Genomic DNA, 14,863 nt, shown 5'->3' on the forward strand with positions numbered 1-14,863 from the left:
CCACAGCCCCGCTGCGTCCGGCCCCTGTCGCCTTTTCGCGCGGTGACGCGGATCTCGACGCCATGGTGGCCGCGCCGCCGAGCGCCGACAATCCCTTCCTCACCCGCGCCAAGCGCCTGCGCCGCGCGCGGCAACTGATCGCGCAGCGCGAAGCGGCCGCCGCGCCGGTGGCAGCGCCGCAGACCCCCTATGCAGAGCCTGTCGCCGCTGCATCGGTGGACCGCAGCCAGACCGTCTATCGGTTCGGCGGACAGGGCGCCTCGTCGCCCGGCTTCCTCAAGCCGCGCACCCGCTGATCTGTTCTGACTGCAAGAGGAAAGGGACGGAAGGCGCGCCAGCCTTCCGTCCCTTTTCGCATGCGACGCCTTTCTCGACGCGCTTGTTGCGCTTTCGACGCGTGCCTGTTACCGGCGCGCCGGTCCTATCGCGTCCGTTTTTCGAAGAGAGTCGCTCCCCGCCATGTCAGACAAGATCAACCGCATCGTCCTTGCCTTTTCGGGCGGCCTCGACACCAGCGTGATCCTGAAATGGCTGCAGCAGACCTATCAGTGCGAGGTCGTGACCTTCACCGCCGACCTGGGGCAGGGCGAGGAACTGGAGCCCGCCCGCGCCAAGGCGCAGCTGATGGGCGTCAAGGAAGAGCATATCTTCATCGACGACCTGCGCGAGGAATTCGTGCGCGACTATGTCTTCCCGATGATGCGCTCGAACGCGCTCTATGAAGGCCTCTATCTTCTCGGCACATCGATCGCCCGGCCGCTGATCGCCAAGCGCCAGATCGAGATCGCGCGGCAGGTCGGCGCGGACGCGGTGAGCCATGGCGCGACAGGCAAGGGCAATGACCAGGTCCGTTTCGAGCTGGGATATTACGGCCTTGCCCCCGACATCAAGGTGATCGCCCCGTGGCGCGAATGGGATCTGACCAGCCGCACCAAGCTGATCGAGTTCGCTGAACAGCACCAGATCCCGATCCCGCGCGACAAGCGCGGCGAAGCGCCCTTCTCAACCGACGCGAACATGCTGCACACCTCGTCCGAAGGGAAGGTCCTCGAAGATCCGTGGGAGGAGACCCCCGACTTCGTCTATTCGCGCACCGTGAACCCGGAGGACGCGCCCGACGCGCCCGAATATATCACCGTCGATTTCGAGCGCGGCGACGGCGTCGCGATCAACGGCGTGGGCATGAGCCCCGCGACCCTGCTCGAAACGCTCAACGACTATGGCCGCAAGCATGGCATCGGCCGGCTCGACCTCGTCGAAAACCGCTTCGTCGGCATGAAGTCGCGCGGCATGTACGAGACGCCGGGCGGCACCATCTACCACCTCGCCCATCGCGGCATCGAGCAACTGACGCTGGATCGCGGCGCGGCGCACCTGAAGGACGAACTCGCGCCGCGCTATGCCGAGCTGATCTACAACGGCTTCTGGTTCAGCCCGGAGCGCGAAATGCTGCAGGCGGCGATCGACCACAGCCAGGAAAAGGTGACCGGCACCGTCCGCCTGAAGCTCTACAAGGGCGGCGTCCATGTCGTCGGCCGCAAGTCGCCCAATTCGCTCTACAGCGAAAAGGTCGTGACGTTCGAGGATGACGCCGGCGCCTACGACCAGCGCGATGCGGCGGGCTTTATCAAGCTCAATGCCCTGCGGCTCCGCTTGCTGGGCCGGCGCGACCGCTGATCGGGAATTGGGCGGCGTCCCCGCGAAAGCGGGGACCATTCTCCCCGGATTCACGTCCTCCGGGCAGGCCCTAACCCAGATCATTGCAGATTGTGACATTATGGTTACAAGCGATCCATGCGCCAGATCGCTGCCCTGCCCTATACAACCGCCGCCGACGGATCGATGCAGATATTGCTCATCACCTCGCGCGACACGCGGCGCTGGGTGATCCCGAAGGGCAACCGCATCAAGGGCCTGTCCGGCCATCGCGCCGCCGAACTGGAAGCGTTCGAGGAAGCCGGAATCCACGGCATCGCCTGCCCCGCGCCGGTCGGCCGCTATCGGTACGACAAGAGGCGGCGAAGCGGCGGGGCGCGCGCGGCGACCGTCGAGGTTTTTCCCCTTGCAGTCACCCGCCACCTGACGCAATGGCCCGAACAGGGACAAAGGGAGTTGCGCTGGTTTTCCGTGGCCGATGCGGCCAAAGCGGTGGACGAGCCCGATCTCCAATCCATCATCGCGGGCTTCCGCGAACCGCCCGCTGATCCGGGCTGGCTCATCCGGTCGCTATTGGCGATCCGCGAATGGCAAAGGGAAAGGACCGGAATGCTGCGCTGGTTTCATGCGCTGATGCCCAAGCAAGGGCGATTCTTCGAGCAGTTCGAGGATCATGCCGCGACGCTGGTCGCAGGCGCGGACGCGCTGGCGCAATTGCTGAAGGGCGGGCCGGACATGGCCGCGCACATCCAGCGGATTTCCGACGAGGAACATCGCGCCGACGACATCATCCGCGACGTCCTGCTGGACGTTCGGCGCATCTTCGTGACGCCGTTCGATCGCAGCGCGATCACCGGCCTTATCGGCGTGATGGACGACGCCATCGACCAGATGAACCAGACCGCCAAGGCGATCGCCCTGTTCGAGGTCACGGAGTTCCCGGCGCAGATGCAGGATATGAGCGCGCTGATCGTGGAATGCGCGCGCATCACGGTAGAAGCGATGCCGCTGCTGCGATCGCTGAACCTCAACGCGACGCGGCTGCATGAACTGACCGAGCGGCTGGTCAAGCTGGAAGGCCATGCCGACCTTCTGCACGAGGCGGGGCTGAAGGCGCTCTACGCCAAGGCGCGGGCCGGCAACCCGATGGACTTCATTGTCGGCAATGAAATCTACAGCCATCTGGAAAAGGTGACCGACCGGTTCGAGGATGTCGCCAACGAGATTTCCGGCCTGGTCATCGATCACGCCTGATCGCGCCAAATCCTCAGCCCGTTCGCCCTGAGCAGGGATCGAGCGAAGTCGAAAGCCCCTGTCGACGGGTCGCGCATCGCTCGGTCCTCCGATACACCGCTTCGACCTTGCTCGGCGGACATTCAGGACGAACGGATTTTTGAAGGGCAGACGTTAGTTCATGGACCCCATCGCATTTCCCCTGCTGGTCGCGCTGATCGCGGTCGCGCTGGCCTTCGATTTCCTGAACGGGCTGCATGACGCGGCCAATTCGATCGCGACCATCGTGTCGACGCGGGTGCTCAAACCCCAATATGCCGTCGCCTGGGCCGCCTTCTTCAACTTCATCGCCTTCCTCTTCTTCGGCCTGCATGTCGCGACGACGGTGGGCAAGGGTATCGTGGACGCGGCGATCATCGACCCGCAGGTGATCTTCGGCGCGCTGATGGGCGCGATCAGCTGGAACCTCATCACCTGGGGGCTGGGCATCCCATCCTCGTCCAGCCATGCGCTGGTCGGCGGACTGCTGGGCGCGGGCATATCGAAGGCCGGGCTGTCGGCGGTCGTGTGGAACGGCGTGTTCATGACCAGCGCGGCCATCGTGGTATCGCCCGCCGTCGGCCTTTTCCTGGCGCTGATGCTGGTGCTGGTCATCAGCTGGATCTTCCGCCGCTTCACGCCGCAGGGCGCGGACCGGGTGTTCCGCAAGCTCCAGCTCGTCTCCGCCTCGCTCTATTCACTGGGCCATGGCGGCAACGACGCGCAAAAGACGATGGGGATCATTGCCGTACTGCTCTATTCGCAGGGGATGCTGGGCGGCGAGTTCCACGTGCCCTTCTGGATCGTCATCAGCTGCCAGGCGGCGATGGGCCTGGGCACGTTGCTGGGCGGGTGGAAAATCGTCCACACCATGGGATCGAAGATTACCCGGCTGACCCCGGCGCAGGGTTTCTGCGCAGAGACCGGCGGGGCGATCACGCTGTTCCTGGCGACCCATCTGGGCGTGCCGGTGTCCACCACCCACACCATTACCGGCGCGATCGTGGGCGTGGGCGCGTCCCGCCGCCTGTCGGCGGTGCGCTGGAACGTCGCGTCGAGCATCATCGTCGCCTGGGTCGTCACCCTGCCCGCCGCCGCCGCGATCGGCGCGCTCTTCTACGGACTGACGCGGCTGTTCTGACACGGAAAGAGGGCGCGGTCGGTTTCCCGCCGCGCCCTTCCCTCTCCCATGAAGCGGATCGTCAGGCCACGCGGCCGAGCCGATGATAGAGATTGGCATATTTGACGGATTCGGGCTGGTCCTGCACCTCGCGCAGATAATGGGCGATGGCGGTGCGGATGAGGCCGAAATCCTCCTGCGAAAAGACAGCCCGCGACCGGGCGGGCTCGGGGCGCTGCATCGTGTCGGTGGTCATGGCATGGTCCTTCCTGCGTTGTGCTGAAACAGGGATGTAGACACTTGCGCAGATGGCGAAAGGGCGATGAGTGCCGCGCGGTCATGATTTGATTTGGTCATAGTGTCATTTTATGACACTATGACCGTATGGCAGATGTGACGGACCGCAAGCTCTATCTTGGCCCCAGGCTTCGCGTGCTGCGGCGCGAACTGGGCCTCAACCAGACGCGCATGGCGGAGGAACTGGGCGTGTCGCCCAGCTATCTCAACCATCTGGAACGCAACCAGCGTCCGCTCACGGCGCAGATGCTGCTGCGGCTTGCCAACACCTATGACATCGACATTCGCGACTTCACCGCCAGTCCCGCAGATGGCAGCGCGGGCGACCTGGGCGAAATCCTGTCGGACCCGCTGGTCCGCGACATCGGCATCGCGCGCGACGAAGTGCTGGACGTCGCGGAAAATTATCCCGGCGTGGGCGAGGCCATCGCGCGCTTCTACCGCGCGCTGACCGACCTGCGCCGCGTTCCGGGCGAGGCGGTCGCGGGAGGCACGCAGCCCTTGCTGGTCGCGCCGCTCGACTGGCTGCGCGAAACGATCGCCAAGGCGGGCAATCATTTCGCCGACATCGACGCGGCGGCCGAAGCGATCGCGGCGGAGCTGCCCGACGACCCTGCCATGCTGCAAGCCGCGCTGCGCCAGCGGCTGAAGGACAGGCATGGCATGGCGGTGCAGGTGATGCGGGCGGACGTCCTGGCCGGATCGCTGCGCCATTATGACATGCACCGGCGGCGGCTGATGCTGAGCGAGCGGCTCGCCGCTTCGGGAAGGCTGTTCGCGGTCGCCTATCATCTGTGCGCGCAGGAACTGGCCGACGCCATCGCCGCGCAGATCGCGCGCGCCGCGCCGCCCGATGAGGACAGTCGGCGGCTGTTCCAGATCGCATTGATGAACCATGCCGCCGCCGCGCTCATCATGCCCTACGACCGGTTCCGACAGGCGGCCGAGCAGAGCCGGTACGACATCCCGCTGCTGATCGACCGGTTCGGTGCTTCGGCGGAACAGGTGGCGCACCGGCTGACCAGCCTGCATCGCACCGGCGCGCGGGGCATCCCCTTCTTCCTTGTCAAGCTGGACCGGGCGGGCATCCTGTCGAAACGGTTCGATGGCGAGGCTTATCCCTTCGCGCGCTATGGCGGCACCTGCCCGCGCTGGGACGCGCATGCGCCCCATGGCCCGGGCGAGATGCGCCGGCAACTGATCGAGACGCTGGACGGCCGGCGCTTCCTGACGCTGAGCATCGGCCTGCCGCGCGGGGACGCGCGCGCCGGATCGGTCGTCGCGCTGGGATGCGAGGCGAAACATGCCGGGCGCGTCGTCCATGCCGACGGCATCGATGTGGAGCGGGACGAGGCCGTCGGCGTCGGCCCGACCTGCGCCTTGTGCGAGCGGCGCGACTGCCCTGACCGCGCGCTGCCGCCCGTCACGCGCGCGCTGGACCTGCACAGCTATGAGCGCACGGCCGCGCCCTTCCCGTTCCGGCGGGTTTAGACTGTCCGCCTCGCCCTGCCGAAACAAGTCCGGGCTGACGGGCTGCGTGGTGCCGCCCGGACTATTGCGGTTTCAGCGTGTCCATGATCTGCCGCACGGGGCTGATGTCATATCCCGCCGCCGCTGCCTGCGCCGCCAGAACATCGCCATTGTCGCCCACCCGCGCGCGGGTGAGCGCCCAGAGCAGCGTGCTGCGCGTGCCCGACCGGCAATAGGCAAGCATCTTGCCGCCCCCGGCCTGATCCAGCGCCTTTTCCATGCCGTCGAGCTGCCAGGGCGCAAAGCCGCCATGCGACACCGGGACGGCGACATAGGCGATGCCGGCCGCCTTCGCCGCCGCCTCGATCGCGTCGCCGTTGATCTGGCCCGGCTCCTCGTCATCGGGGCGGTTGTTGACGATGATGGTCACGCCCTGCGCCTTTGCTTCGGCCACCTGTTCGACACTGATCTGCGGGGACACGAGGACGTGATCGGTGAGCTTGCGGAACATGAGGCCTTCTCCTTCTGCGGCAGAGCGATGCCTTCCGGGGCCGACGCTTGCAAGGTTTTTGAAGTTTTTCGCGCAGAGGCGGAGGGAACGCCGGGCGGAGAAGATGCGGCTTCGCCGCAAGGCCTAGAGAAACGGCCGGATCGCGGCGAGGAAGGCGTCGCCATAGGCGTCGAGCTTCTTCTGGCCGATGCCGCTGATATGGCTCATCTCGCGGATCGAGGACGGGCGCTGCTCGGCCATTTCGCGCAACGTCGAATCGTGGAAGATCACATAAGGCGGCATGCCGGCCTCCTGCGCCAGTTCGCGACGGCAGGCGCGCAGCGCGTCGAACAGCGGATCGCCGACCGGGTTTGCGTCAGCGCCCCTGCGCGCATTCCGCCCGCGCCGCTCGCGCTTGGGGGGCAGGAGGATGCGCACCTCCTCCTCCCCGCGCAGGATGGGGCGGGCATTGGGGCCGAGCATCAACCCGCCATGCTCGGTCGTTTCCAGCGCGTCGCGCACCAGCAACGCGCGCTGGACCGGGCGCAGCAGCGCCGCTTCATCGCCCATGACGATGCCATGGACCGAAATCCTGTCATGCCCGCGCTCGCGCACCTTGTCGTTGGGCGCGCCGGTCAGCACCGCCTCGATATGGCCAGCGCCGAAACTCTGGCCGGTGCGATAGACGGCGGAGAGATATTTGCGCGCGGTTTCGGTCGCGTCCAGGCTGGCCGGGGGTGACAGGCAATTGTCGCAATTGCCGCAGGTCGCAGGCGGGTTTTCCCCGAAATGGCGCAGCAGGATGGCCCGCCTGCAGGTCGCCGTTTCCACCAGCGCGCCCAGCGCCGCGATCCGCGCCCGCTCGCCCTGTTGCCGCGCCGGCTCCAGTTCGGCGATGCGCAGCCGGGCGCGGGCGAAATCCTCCGCCCCCCAGAAGAGATGCGCAACCGCCGGTTCGCCGTCGCGCCCCGCCCGGCCCGATTCCTGATAATAGCCCTCGATAGACTTGGGCAGGCCCGCATGCGCCACGAAACGCACGTCGGGCTTGTCGATCCCCATGCCGAAAGCGACGGTGGCGACCATCACCATATCCTCGCTGGCGATGAAGGCGACCTGGTTGGCGGCACGCTGGGCGGGCTCCATTCCCGCATGGTAAGCGCGCACCGGGCGGCCGCTTCGGCCCAGCGTCTCGGCCAGCTTCTCGGTCGCCGCGCGGGTCTGGGCATAGACGACGCCCGGCCCCTTTTCCGTCGCGAGCAGGTCGGCAAGCTGGCGGGTGAGGCCGTCGCGCGGATGCACGGCGTAGCGGATATTGGGCCGGTCGAAGCCCGAGATGATGAGGCCGTCTTCCGGGATGCCGAGCTGAACCAGAATATCGGCCCGTGTGTGCGCGTCGGCGGTCGCTGTGAGCGCAAGCCGGGGAACCGCCGGAAATTCGTCCAGCAACGGGCGCAGCAGGCGGTAGTCGGGGCGGAAATCATGCCCCCATTCGGACACGCAATGCGCTTCGTCGATGGCGAAGAGCGCGATTTTCGCTGACCGGAGCAGGCTGCGGAACCCCTCCCCGCTTGCCCGTTCTGGCGCGACGTACAGAAGGTCGAGGTCGCCATTGCGCAGCCGGTCCTGCGTTTCGCGCCAGTCAGCATCGACACTGGTCAGGCTGGCCGCGCGGATGCCCACCGCCTGTGCCGCGCGCAGCTGGTCGTGCATCAGCGCGATGAGCGGCGAGACGACCACGCAGCAGCCGTCGAGCGCGACGGCGGGCAGTTGGTAGCAGAGCGACTTGCCCGCGCCGGTCGGCATGATGGCAAGCGTCGGCTGGCCCGCCATGACTCGCCCGACGACCTGTTCCTGCACGCCGCGAAAGCGGGTGAAGCCGAATATGTCGTGGAGAAGCGTGGGGATGTCGCGCGGCATGGAGGGGGCCTTAGCGGGCGGCGGGCGACGGGGCCAGCCCCTGCTGCCGCCCCTGCGAGGGCTGGGGTCAGATCCGCTTGGTGCGTCACCGCCTGAGATGCCAGCCTTTGCTGGCATGACGCATCACACCATCAATCGACCGGGTCGAGCAGACAGCCCCAGCCGGGCTTGAACCGCGCCGTTCGGCTGGCAAAGAGCGGGACGCTGGCCCGGACGGCGCGTTCCTCCGGCACATCCTCCAGCCGCACCAGCGCCATCCCCGGTTCCTTGTCGTCGGCGCAACTGCCCATGGCGCGTCCTTCGACATAGCGGCAGGAGCAGGCGAGCCGCGCGCCATAGGCGGACCCGAGCCGCGCGCGGGCGATCAGCGTCGGTCCGGCCCAGGCCAGCGCCGCGACCAGCAGCAGCCCCACCAGCGCCGCAGCCACCCACCATTTCCGTTTCGCCATCATGGCGCTCAATCCCGCTTGCGTGTATGGGCGCCGGCTTATGCAGATCGAGAGCCGAATCGTAAAGCGCCTTTGCCTGGGCGCCGGCATCGCCGCGCTGGGTGTCGCGGGGACGCTCGCGGTGCGCGCGCAGCAGGAGGCGACGCCGCTCTATCGCGTGGCGGACGACGCCGTGGTGAGCGAGAGCGTGCTGCGCGGCGCGATCGATCCGCTATTCGAAGATGACGCCATGGGGCAGACCCGCGCGCTGGTCGTGCTGCGCGACGGGGAGATCGTGGCGGAACGCTATGCGCCGGGCTTCGGCCCCGACACGAAGCTGATGTCCTGGTCCATGGCGAAGAGCGTGACGGCGGTGCTGGTGGGGCTGATGGTGGCGGACGGGCGGCTGGCGCTGGACGCGCCGGTGCCGGTGGACGCCTGGCGGCAACCCGGCGACCCGCGCGGCGCCATCACCCTGCGCCAGTTGCTGACGATGACGTCAGGCCTGGACCATGTGGAGGATGGCGAGCCGGTGACGGAGGGCGACACGGTGCGAATGCTGTTCATGGACGGCGCGCTCGACATGGCCGGCTATGCCAAGGCCAAGCCGCTGGCCCATGCACCCGGCAGCGCGTTCGTCTATTCGACCGCCACCACCATGATCCTGTCCGACCTCATGACCCGGATGCTGACCAACAGCGCCGACCCGGATGCGCGGCGGCGGGCGATGCAGACCTTCATCGACGGGCGGCTGAAGGCGCCGGGCAAGCTACCCAGCCTGACGCCCGAATATGACGCGGCGGGCACGATGATCGGCGGCAGCATCCTGCACATGACCGCGCGCGACTATGGCCGGTTCGGCGAACTGCTGCGCCGCCGGGGCAAGGGGCCGACCGGGCACCAGATCCTGCCGGAAAAATGGATCGACCTGATGACGACGCCGTCGCGTCGCAACGCGGCCTATGGCCTGCACATCTGGCTGAACCGCGACAGCGCGGAAAGCGCCCTGATGCCGGGGCAGGCGCCGCAAAGCCTGTTCGGCTGCGTCGGCCATAACGGGCAATATATCCTGATATCCCCGTCGCAGCGGCTGACGGTGGTGCGGATCGGCATGTCGCCGCAGCGCGATCAGCGCCGCGCGGTGCGGACGGCGCTGGCCAAGCTGGTCGGGCTGTTCCCCGGATAGGGGCCTTTGTCTTTCGCATTGTCCGGGCCGGCAGAGGATGCCATCCGCCTGGAAAATGCTTAGAGGAAGAAGCGCCCTTCGATCACGGTGCGGCACCGCCCGGTCAGCACCACGCGATCCTCCTCCAGCATGCAGCCGATCCGCCCGCCCCGCGCCGACGCCTGCACCGCGTCGATCCGCGACCGGCCGAGCCGCTCTGCCCAGAAGGGGGTGAGCAGACAGTGGGCGGAGCCGGTCACCGGGTCTTCGTCCACGCCGCCGCCGGGCACGAAGACGCGGCTGACGATGTCGCTGCCTGTCCCTGGCGCGGTGGCGATCAGCATGGCGTCGCCCAGCGCCCGAAGCGCGGCGAAATCGGGGGATAGCGCGCGCACGGCCGCTTCATCGGGGAAGAGGAACAGCGCATAGCCGCCATCGCGCCAGTGCGATTCGAGAGGCTGGCCGCCAAGCCCCGCCGCAAGCGCCGGCAGGGCCCTGGGCGCCATGGTCCAGGCGGGCAGCGACAGGGCGTAACCATCGCCATCGCGCGTGACGGTGAGGATCCCCGCCTTGCGCGTGCGGAAGCGGACCGGACCGTCCTTCATCAGCACATGACCGCTGGCGAGGGTGGCGTGGCCGCACAGCTTCACCTCGACCGCAGGGGTGAACCAGCGCAGTTCATGGTCCGCCTCCGCATCGTCAGGGGTGGGCACGGTGAAGGCGGTTTCGGACAGGTTGTTTTCCGCCGCGATCGCCTGAAGCGTGGCATCGTCCAGCCAGGCATCAAGCGGCATGACGGCGGCAGGATTGCCAGCGAAGGGAGCGTCGGCAAAGGCATCGACCTGGGTGAAGGGAAGCTGCGTGGCATGCGGGCTGGTCATCGGGCATATCCTGTTGGCGTCTGCCGCGGGGATGCCTGTCCCGCCCGCCGGGCGACAGGGCCGCGTGGCAGCCAATGGCCTGCCCCTCTTTCCCACCGGCGCAAACGAAATGAGCCGGCCATGCAAGATGGCCGGCTCTTGTCGCGGCTGTCAGGGGACGCTTTGACCGTCAGTCCGTGCGTTTTAATCGCCGCGTTTTCAAGAAAACGCATTGATGCACAGTGACGCTCCCCAGGCTTACGCTCTGCCGCTCGCCCACCCGCGGGCGATGACCGTCATCTTAGCGTAACAGGCCCGAGTCGTCTCGCGCATTCGGCGCGGCGCCGCCTCCTTTCGCCGCGTCATTCGCCGCATTGCGCCCGGTGCAGCAGCTTCTGGTCGGCCAGCACCAGCGCCATCATCGCTTCCACCACGGGCACGCCGCGAATGCCGACGCAGGGGTCGTGCCGCCCCTTGGTGATGATGTCGGACGCGTCCCCTTCCCGCGTCACCGTTTCGACCGGGATCAGGATGGAACTGGTGGGCTTGAAAGCGACGCGCACCTTGACCGGCTGCCCGGTCGAAATGCCGCCCGCAATGCCGCCGGCATGGTTGGCGAGGAAGACCGGGCCGTCGTTGGGCTGGCCGGGATTGGGGCGCATGGGATCGGCATTCTGCTCGCCGCGCAGGCGCGCCGCCGCGAAGCCGTCGCCAATCTCCACGCCCTTGACCGCATTGATGCTCATCATCGCGCTTGCCAGTTCGCTGTCCAGCTTGGCGTAGAGCGGCGCGCCCCAGCCGGCGGGCACGCCCGATGCGACGCATTTCACCACAGCCCCCAGCGATGATCCGTCGAGCCGCGCCCCATCGACCAGCGCCTCCCAGCGCTTTGCGGCCTCTGCGTCCGGGCAGAAGAAGGGGTTTTCGCCGATCTGCGACGGATCGAAATTCGCATAATCGATGGCGTCGCCGCCAATTTCGCTCACATAGGCGAAGATATCGACTTCGGGGATGACGAGCCGCGCCACTGCGCCCGCCGCCACCCGGCTTGCCGTCTCGCGCGCGGAGGAGCGCCCGCCGCCCCGATAGTCGCGAAACCCATATTTGGCGTCATAGGCATAGTCGGCATGGCCGGGGCGATAGGCCTTGGCGACCTCCGAATAATCCTTCGACCGCTGGTCGGTATTTTCGATCATCAGGCTGATCGGCGTACCGGTCGTCTTCCCCTCGAACACGCCCGAGAGGATACGCACTTCGTCCGGTTCGCGCCGCTGGGTGGTGAATTTGGACGTGCCGGGCTTGCGCAGGTCGAGCCAGGGCTGGATGTCCGACTCGCTCAGGGGCAGACCGGGGGGACAGCCGTCCACCACCGCGCCGATGGCGGGACCATGGCTTTCACCCCAGGTGGAAAAGCGGAAGACGCGGCCGAAACTGTTGAAACTCATTCCGCTGCTTCACTATCCCAATCTTTGCCGAACCGATCCGCCATATAGCGCGCGCTGCCGAAACGGCCAGCCAATAGCCCTTCGACGGTCAGATCGGCATCCAGTTCCTCCCAGTGCAGGCCGAAGCCCGCGCCGGCGACCTCGACCGCTTCCAACTGCTCGGCGCTCGCCCGTTCCAGGCCTTGCGCCAGACTGGCGGGGAAGGAGAAGGTGGCGCCGTTGACCAAGTCGATGACGATGCGGCCGCTGTCCCTGTCGTAGCGCGCGGCCCGCGCGCGGGGCTTGATCGCCAGATCATGCGCGCCACGCCTGACAGCGTCCTCGAACTGTGCCTGGGTCAGTTCACCCATGAATGCCGTTCCACTTCTCCAGCAGATAGTCGCGCTTTTCTCGCACGATTTCCAGCGCCCGTCGACTCTCGCGCCGGTCCGCTCCCACGATCCGCACCACCTCTACCCTATCCTGCGGCCCCGAGAGCGAAATCTTCGTTTCGCCGTCGCCAAACACATGGACATGGGGCGGAGGATGGTCGTCGGTGTAGATGACGATGCGTAGATTGCCTTCGCGCAGGACGGTCGGCACCGAACCTTACTTCTCCAGCGCGATGTCGGGGGCGTCCTCGGCCTTCATGCCGATGACGTTGTAGCCCGCGTCCACATGGTGGATTTCGCCCGTGACCCCGGCTGCCAGGTCCGACAGCAGATAGAGGCCCGCGCCGCCGACATCGTCGATGGTGACGTTCCGGCGCAGCGGCGAATTCAGCTCGTTCCATTTCAGGATATAGCGGAAATCGCCGATGCCGCTGGCCGCCAGCGTCTTGATCGGGCCGGCGGAGATCGCGTTGACGCGGATATTTTCCGGCCCCAGGTCCATCGCCAGATATTTGACGCTGGTTTCCAGCGCCGCCTTGGCCACGCCCATGACATTGTAATGGGGGATGACCTTTTCCGCGCCATAGTAGGAAAGCGTCAGGATGCTGCCGCCTTCGGGCATCAGCGCGCGGGCGCGCTTCGTCACCGCGACGAAGCTGTAGGCCGACACGTTCATCGTCAGCAGGAAATTGTCGAGGCTGGTGTCGACATACAGGCCGCGCAGTTCATTCTTGTCGGAAAAACCGATCGCGTGGACCAGGAAGTCGAGCCGGCCCCAGCGGCCCTCGATTTCAGCAAAGGCGGCGTCCAGCTTGTCCATGTCGGTGACGTCGCAGTCGATCAGGAAGTCGGAACCAAGCTGTTCCGCCAGCGGCTTGACCCGCTTGCCCAGCGCTTCGCCCTGATAGGAGAAGGCGAGTTCCGCGCCCTGTGCGTGCAGTTGCTTGGCAATGCCCCAGGCCAGCGACTTGTCGTTGGCCAGCCCCATGATGAGGCCCCGCTTTCCTGCCATCAAGCCTGTCATACCGTCGTTCCGTTTCCCTGATCTTCCATCGCCTCGGCATCCTCCTCTTCAGGGAATTCCGCCAGCGCCGCGTTCAATTCCGCGCCAATTACCACGCCAAGCCCGACGAGAAAGAAAAAAATGAGGGTTATCATGACCCCGGCCAGGCTGCCGTAGGTCCGCCCATAGCCGCCCAGCATGGACAGGGTGGGCGGCAGCAGCAGGGTGGTGCCGTACCACCATAGCGACGTGGCGGCGGCACCGGGCCATTTGGGGAAGCGGCCGTCCTTGTAGGCGGTGGGTGTGAGCGCCACGAACAACGACCAGAGCGCAATGCACAATATGCCCATGGGCACCAGCTTCGCCGAGGCGACGAACCCGATCGCCTTGTCCGCCCAGGGCAGTATCTGGTGCAGGAACTGATCGACGCCGGTGATGACGACCTGAAGCGAGAAGGCGAACATCACCGCGAACACGCTGGCGAGCGTGATGCCGATCGCGCCCAGCCGATACCGCCAGAAGGGCTTGGTGCTCTTCGTGCCATAGGCGCGGCGCAGGATGTCGCGGACGGTTTCGATCAGGCTGCCCACCGTCCACAGGCCAACCAGGCCGCCGAGCCAGAGCAGCGGCCCGCTGCGCGCGGTCAGCACGTCGCTGATCGGCTGGCGTATGACATCGGCGACGCCGCGCGGCACGGTGAGGAGGAAGGCGTTCACCGCCTGCACCCCGTCCTGCGTCCGCCCGAAGATGCTCGCCACCGCCGCGGCGACGATGAAGAAGGGGAAAAGCGTCATCAGCGACAGATAGGCAAGGTTGCCGGCGTGGATGAAGCCGTCGCTATAGGTGCCCACAGCGACTCGCTTCAGAACCTCGAAGAAATGCGAGCCGGGCCGCACGCGGTCCATCTGGCGATGCCAGCGCGACCGCGCGTCCTGCGCCATCCGGCGGCGCTGTTCGGGTGAAAGGGGGGAAGGCATCGGCATGGAGGGGTTAACGCTCCGGGCCGCCTGCTGCTCCTGCGAAGGCAGGATCACGCCATTGGCGCTGCCGCTGCGCCGTCACATCATACGCCCAGATGCGCGCGCACGGCCCGGCTGTCCTGCCAGCTTTCGACCAGCGAGAGGATGGCGGGATCGTCCGCCGGCACGTCGATGTGGAGCGTGACGAGCTGGTCGCCGCGCGATCCATCCTTCGCCGTGAAACCCTTGCCGCGCAGACGCAGCGTCTTGCCCGAGGAGGTGCCGGCGGGCACGCCCAGCATGACCGGGCCATCGACGGTCGGCACCTTGACCTTGCCGCCCTTCACCGCTTCGTTCAGCGTGATGGGCAGGTCGAGCAGCACATTGTCGCCGTCGCGCGTGAAGAAGGG

16 protein-coding genes and 1 pseudogene are annotated in these 14,863 nt (G+C 66.8%); 6 read left to right on the top strand and 11 right to left on the bottom strand.

Annotated features, from left to right (window positions below):
• The 4 genes and pseudogenes from AX724_RS23905 to AX724_RS05695 form a co-directional block, all read left to right on the top strand.
• Positions 1 to 296: pseudogene (locus AX724_RS23905) on the top strand (hypothetical protein); the annotation flags it as partial.
• Between the two features lie 163 nt (positions 297 to 459).
• A complete protein-coding gene (locus AX724_RS05685; protein WP_066764261.1) occupies positions 460 to 1,677 on the top strand; it encodes an argininosuccinate synthase in 1,218 nt (405 codons plus the stop codon).
• Positions 1,678 to 1,794: 117 nt separating this feature from the next.
• Positions 1,795 to 2,910, top strand: coding sequence for a DUF47 family protein (locus AX724_RS05690; protein ID WP_066764263.1), 1,116 nt, complete (start codon positions 1,795 to 1,797; stop codon positions 2,908 to 2,910).
• A 160-nt stretch (positions 2,911 to 3,070) separates the two neighbouring features.
• Complete coding sequence (locus tag AX724_RS05695; protein WP_066764265.1) at positions 3,071 to 4,069, top strand: inorganic phosphate transporter; 999 nt, start codon at positions 3,071 to 3,073, stop codon at positions 4,067 to 4,069.
• 61 nt (positions 4,070 to 4,130) lie between these two features.
• Here AX724_RS05695 and AX724_RS23910 read toward each other — a convergent pair whose 3' ends face one another.
• Positions 4,131 to 4,304 carry a hypothetical protein gene (locus tag AX724_RS23910; protein WP_197421486.1) on the bottom strand — a complete coding sequence of 58 codons (174 nt, stop codon included), beginning with the start codon at positions 4,302 to 4,304 and terminating at the stop codon, positions 4,131 to 4,133.
• A 128-nt stretch (positions 4,305 to 4,432) separates the two neighbouring features.
• Here AX724_RS23910 and AX724_RS05700 point away from each other — a divergent pair, with 128 nt between their 5' ends.
• Positions 4,433 to 5,836 (top strand): helix-turn-helix domain-containing protein, encoded by a 1,404-nt coding sequence (locus AX724_RS05700; RefSeq protein WP_066764267.1) that lies wholly within the window; start codon positions 4,433 to 4,435, stop codon positions 5,834 to 5,836.
• A gap of 61 nt (positions 5,837 to 5,897) precedes the next feature.
• Here the strand turns inward: AX724_RS05700 and AX724_RS05705 are convergent, their stop codons facing one another.
• From AX724_RS05705 to AX724_RS05715, 3 genes are all read right to left on the bottom strand, one after another.
• Entirely contained in the window at positions 5,898 to 6,326 is a 429-nt protein-coding gene (locus AX724_RS05705; protein ID WP_066764269.1) for a TIGR01244 family sulfur transferase, read from the bottom strand.
• A gap of 123 nt (positions 6,327 to 6,449) precedes the next feature.
• Complete coding sequence (gene recQ, locus AX724_RS05710) at positions 6,450 to 8,222, bottom strand: DNA helicase RecQ (RefSeq protein ID WP_066764271.1); 1,773 nt, start codon at positions 8,220 to 8,222, stop codon at positions 6,450 to 6,452.
• A gap of 131 nt (positions 8,223 to 8,353) precedes the next feature.
• The gene (locus AX724_RS05715; protein ID WP_066764273.1) at positions 8,354 to 8,674 is read right to left on the bottom strand and encodes a hypothetical protein; all 321 of its coding nucleotides are present in this window, start codon (positions 8,672 to 8,674) and stop codon (positions 8,354 to 8,356) included.
• Positions 8,675 to 8,711: 37 nt separating this feature from the next.
• Between AX724_RS05715 and AX724_RS05720 the strand changes: the two genes are divergently transcribed.
• Positions 8,712 to 9,836: a serine hydrolase domain-containing protein gene (locus AX724_RS05720; RefSeq protein ID WP_066764276.1), complete on the top strand. Its 1,125-nt coding sequence runs from the start codon at positions 8,712 to 8,714 to the stop codon at positions 9,834 to 9,836.
• A gap of 59 nt (positions 9,837 to 9,895) precedes the next feature.
• On the opposite strand, the gene AX724_RS05725 is transcribed toward AX724_RS05720, so the two are convergent.
• From AX724_RS05725 to AX724_RS05755, 7 genes are all read right to left on the bottom strand, one after another.
• Complete coding sequence (locus AX724_RS05725; RefSeq protein ID WP_066764278.1) at positions 9,896 to 10,696, bottom strand: PhzF family phenazine biosynthesis protein; 801 nt, start codon at positions 10,694 to 10,696, stop codon at positions 9,896 to 9,898.
• 341 nt (positions 10,697 to 11,037) lie between these two features.
• On the bottom strand, positions 11,038 to 12,120 hold the full coding sequence (gene aroC, locus AX724_RS05730) for a chorismate synthase (RefSeq protein ID WP_066764280.1): 1,083 nt from the start codon (positions 12,118 to 12,120) through the stop codon (positions 11,038 to 11,040).
• Positions 12,117 to 12,470, bottom strand: a complete 354-nt coding sequence (locus tag AX724_RS05735; RefSeq protein WP_066764284.1) for a DUF2442 domain-containing protein — start codon at positions 12,468 to 12,470, stop codon at positions 12,117 to 12,119. Before AX724_RS05735 ends, aroC begins: the two co-directional genes overlap by 4 nt.
• Entirely contained in the window at positions 12,463 to 12,702 is a 240-nt protein-coding gene (locus AX724_RS05740) for a DUF4160 domain-containing protein (protein WP_066764285.1), read from the bottom strand. Before AX724_RS05740 ends, AX724_RS05735 begins: the two co-directional genes overlap by 8 nt.
• A gap of 6 nt (positions 12,703 to 12,708) precedes the next feature.
• The gene (gene fabI, locus AX724_RS05745) at positions 12,709 to 13,515 is read right to left on the bottom strand and encodes an enoyl-ACP reductase FabI (protein ID WP_066764286.1); all 807 of its coding nucleotides are present in this window, start codon (positions 13,513 to 13,515) and stop codon (positions 12,709 to 12,711) included.
• Positions 13,512 to 14,477 (bottom strand): YihY/virulence factor BrkB family protein, encoded by a 966-nt coding sequence (locus AX724_RS05750; RefSeq protein WP_197421487.1) that lies wholly within the window; start codon positions 14,475 to 14,477, stop codon positions 13,512 to 13,514. The genes fabI and AX724_RS05750 overlap by 4 nt, the downstream gene beginning before the upstream one ends.
• Positions 14,478 to 14,557: 80 nt before the next feature.
• A partial coding sequence (locus AX724_RS05755; RefSeq protein ID WP_331711426.1) for a DnaJ C-terminal domain-containing protein occupies positions 14,558 to 14,863 on the bottom strand: 306 nt, incomplete at its 5' end.

This window comes from Sphingobium sp. CCH11-B1, from assembly GCF_001556865.1.
Classification (GTDB): Bacteria; Pseudomonadota; Alphaproteobacteria; order Sphingomonadales; family Sphingomonadaceae; genus Sphingobium.

Bases quoted from the DNA above. Each gene is read 5' to 3' on its own strand.
- AX724_RS05735 (WP_066764284.1), bottom strand. From the start codon at position 12,470: ATGGGTGAACTGACCCAGGCACAGTTCGAGGACGCTGTCAGGCGTGGC.
- AX724_RS05720 (WP_066764276.1), top strand. From the start codon at position 8,712: ATGCAGATCGAGAGCCGAATCGTAAAGCGCCTTTGCCTGGGCGCCGGC.
- AX724_RS05750 (WP_197421487.1), bottom strand. From the start codon at position 14,477: ATGCCGATGCCTTCCCCCCTTTCACCCGAACAGCGCCGCCGGATGGCG.
- recQ (WP_066764271.1), bottom strand. From the start codon at position 8,222: ATGCCGCGCGACATCCCCACGCTTCTCCACGACATATTCGGCTTCACC.
- fabI (WP_066764286.1), bottom strand. From the start codon at position 13,515: ATGACAGGCTTGATGGCAGGAAAGCGGGGCCTCATCATGGGGCTGGCC.
- AX724_RS05685 (WP_066764261.1), top strand. From the start codon at position 460: ATGTCAGACAAGATCAACCGCATCGTCCTTGCCTTTTCGGGCGGCCTC.
- AX724_RS05695 (WP_066764265.1), top strand. From the start codon at position 3,071: ATGGACCCCATCGCATTTCCCCTGCTGGTCGCGCTGATCGCGGTCGCG.
- AX724_RS05715 (WP_066764273.1), bottom strand. From the start codon at position 8,674: ATGATGGCGAAACGGAAATGGTGGGTGGCTGCGGCGCTGGTGGGGCTG.
- AX724_RS05725 (WP_066764278.1), bottom strand. From the start codon at position 10,696: ATGACCAGCCCGCATGCCACGCAGCTTCCCTTCACCCAGGTCGATGCC.
- AX724_RS05700 (WP_066764267.1), top strand. From the start codon at position 4,433: ATGGCAGATGTGACGGACCGCAAGCTCTATCTTGGCCCCAGGCTTCGC.
- aroC (WP_066764280.1), bottom strand. From the start codon at position 12,120: ATGAGTTTCAACAGTTTCGGCCGCGTCTTCCGCTTTTCCACCTGGGGT.
- AX724_RS05690 (WP_066764263.1), top strand. From the start codon at position 1,795: ATGCGCCAGATCGCTGCCCTGCCCTATACAACCGCCGCCGACGGATCG.
- AX724_RS23910 (WP_197421486.1), bottom strand. From the start codon at position 4,304: ATGACCACCGACACGATGCAGCGCCCCGAGCCCGCCCGGTCGCGGGCT.
- AX724_RS05705 (WP_066764269.1), bottom strand. From the start codon at position 6,326: ATGTTCCGCAAGCTCACCGATCACGTCCTCGTGTCCCCGCAGATCAGT.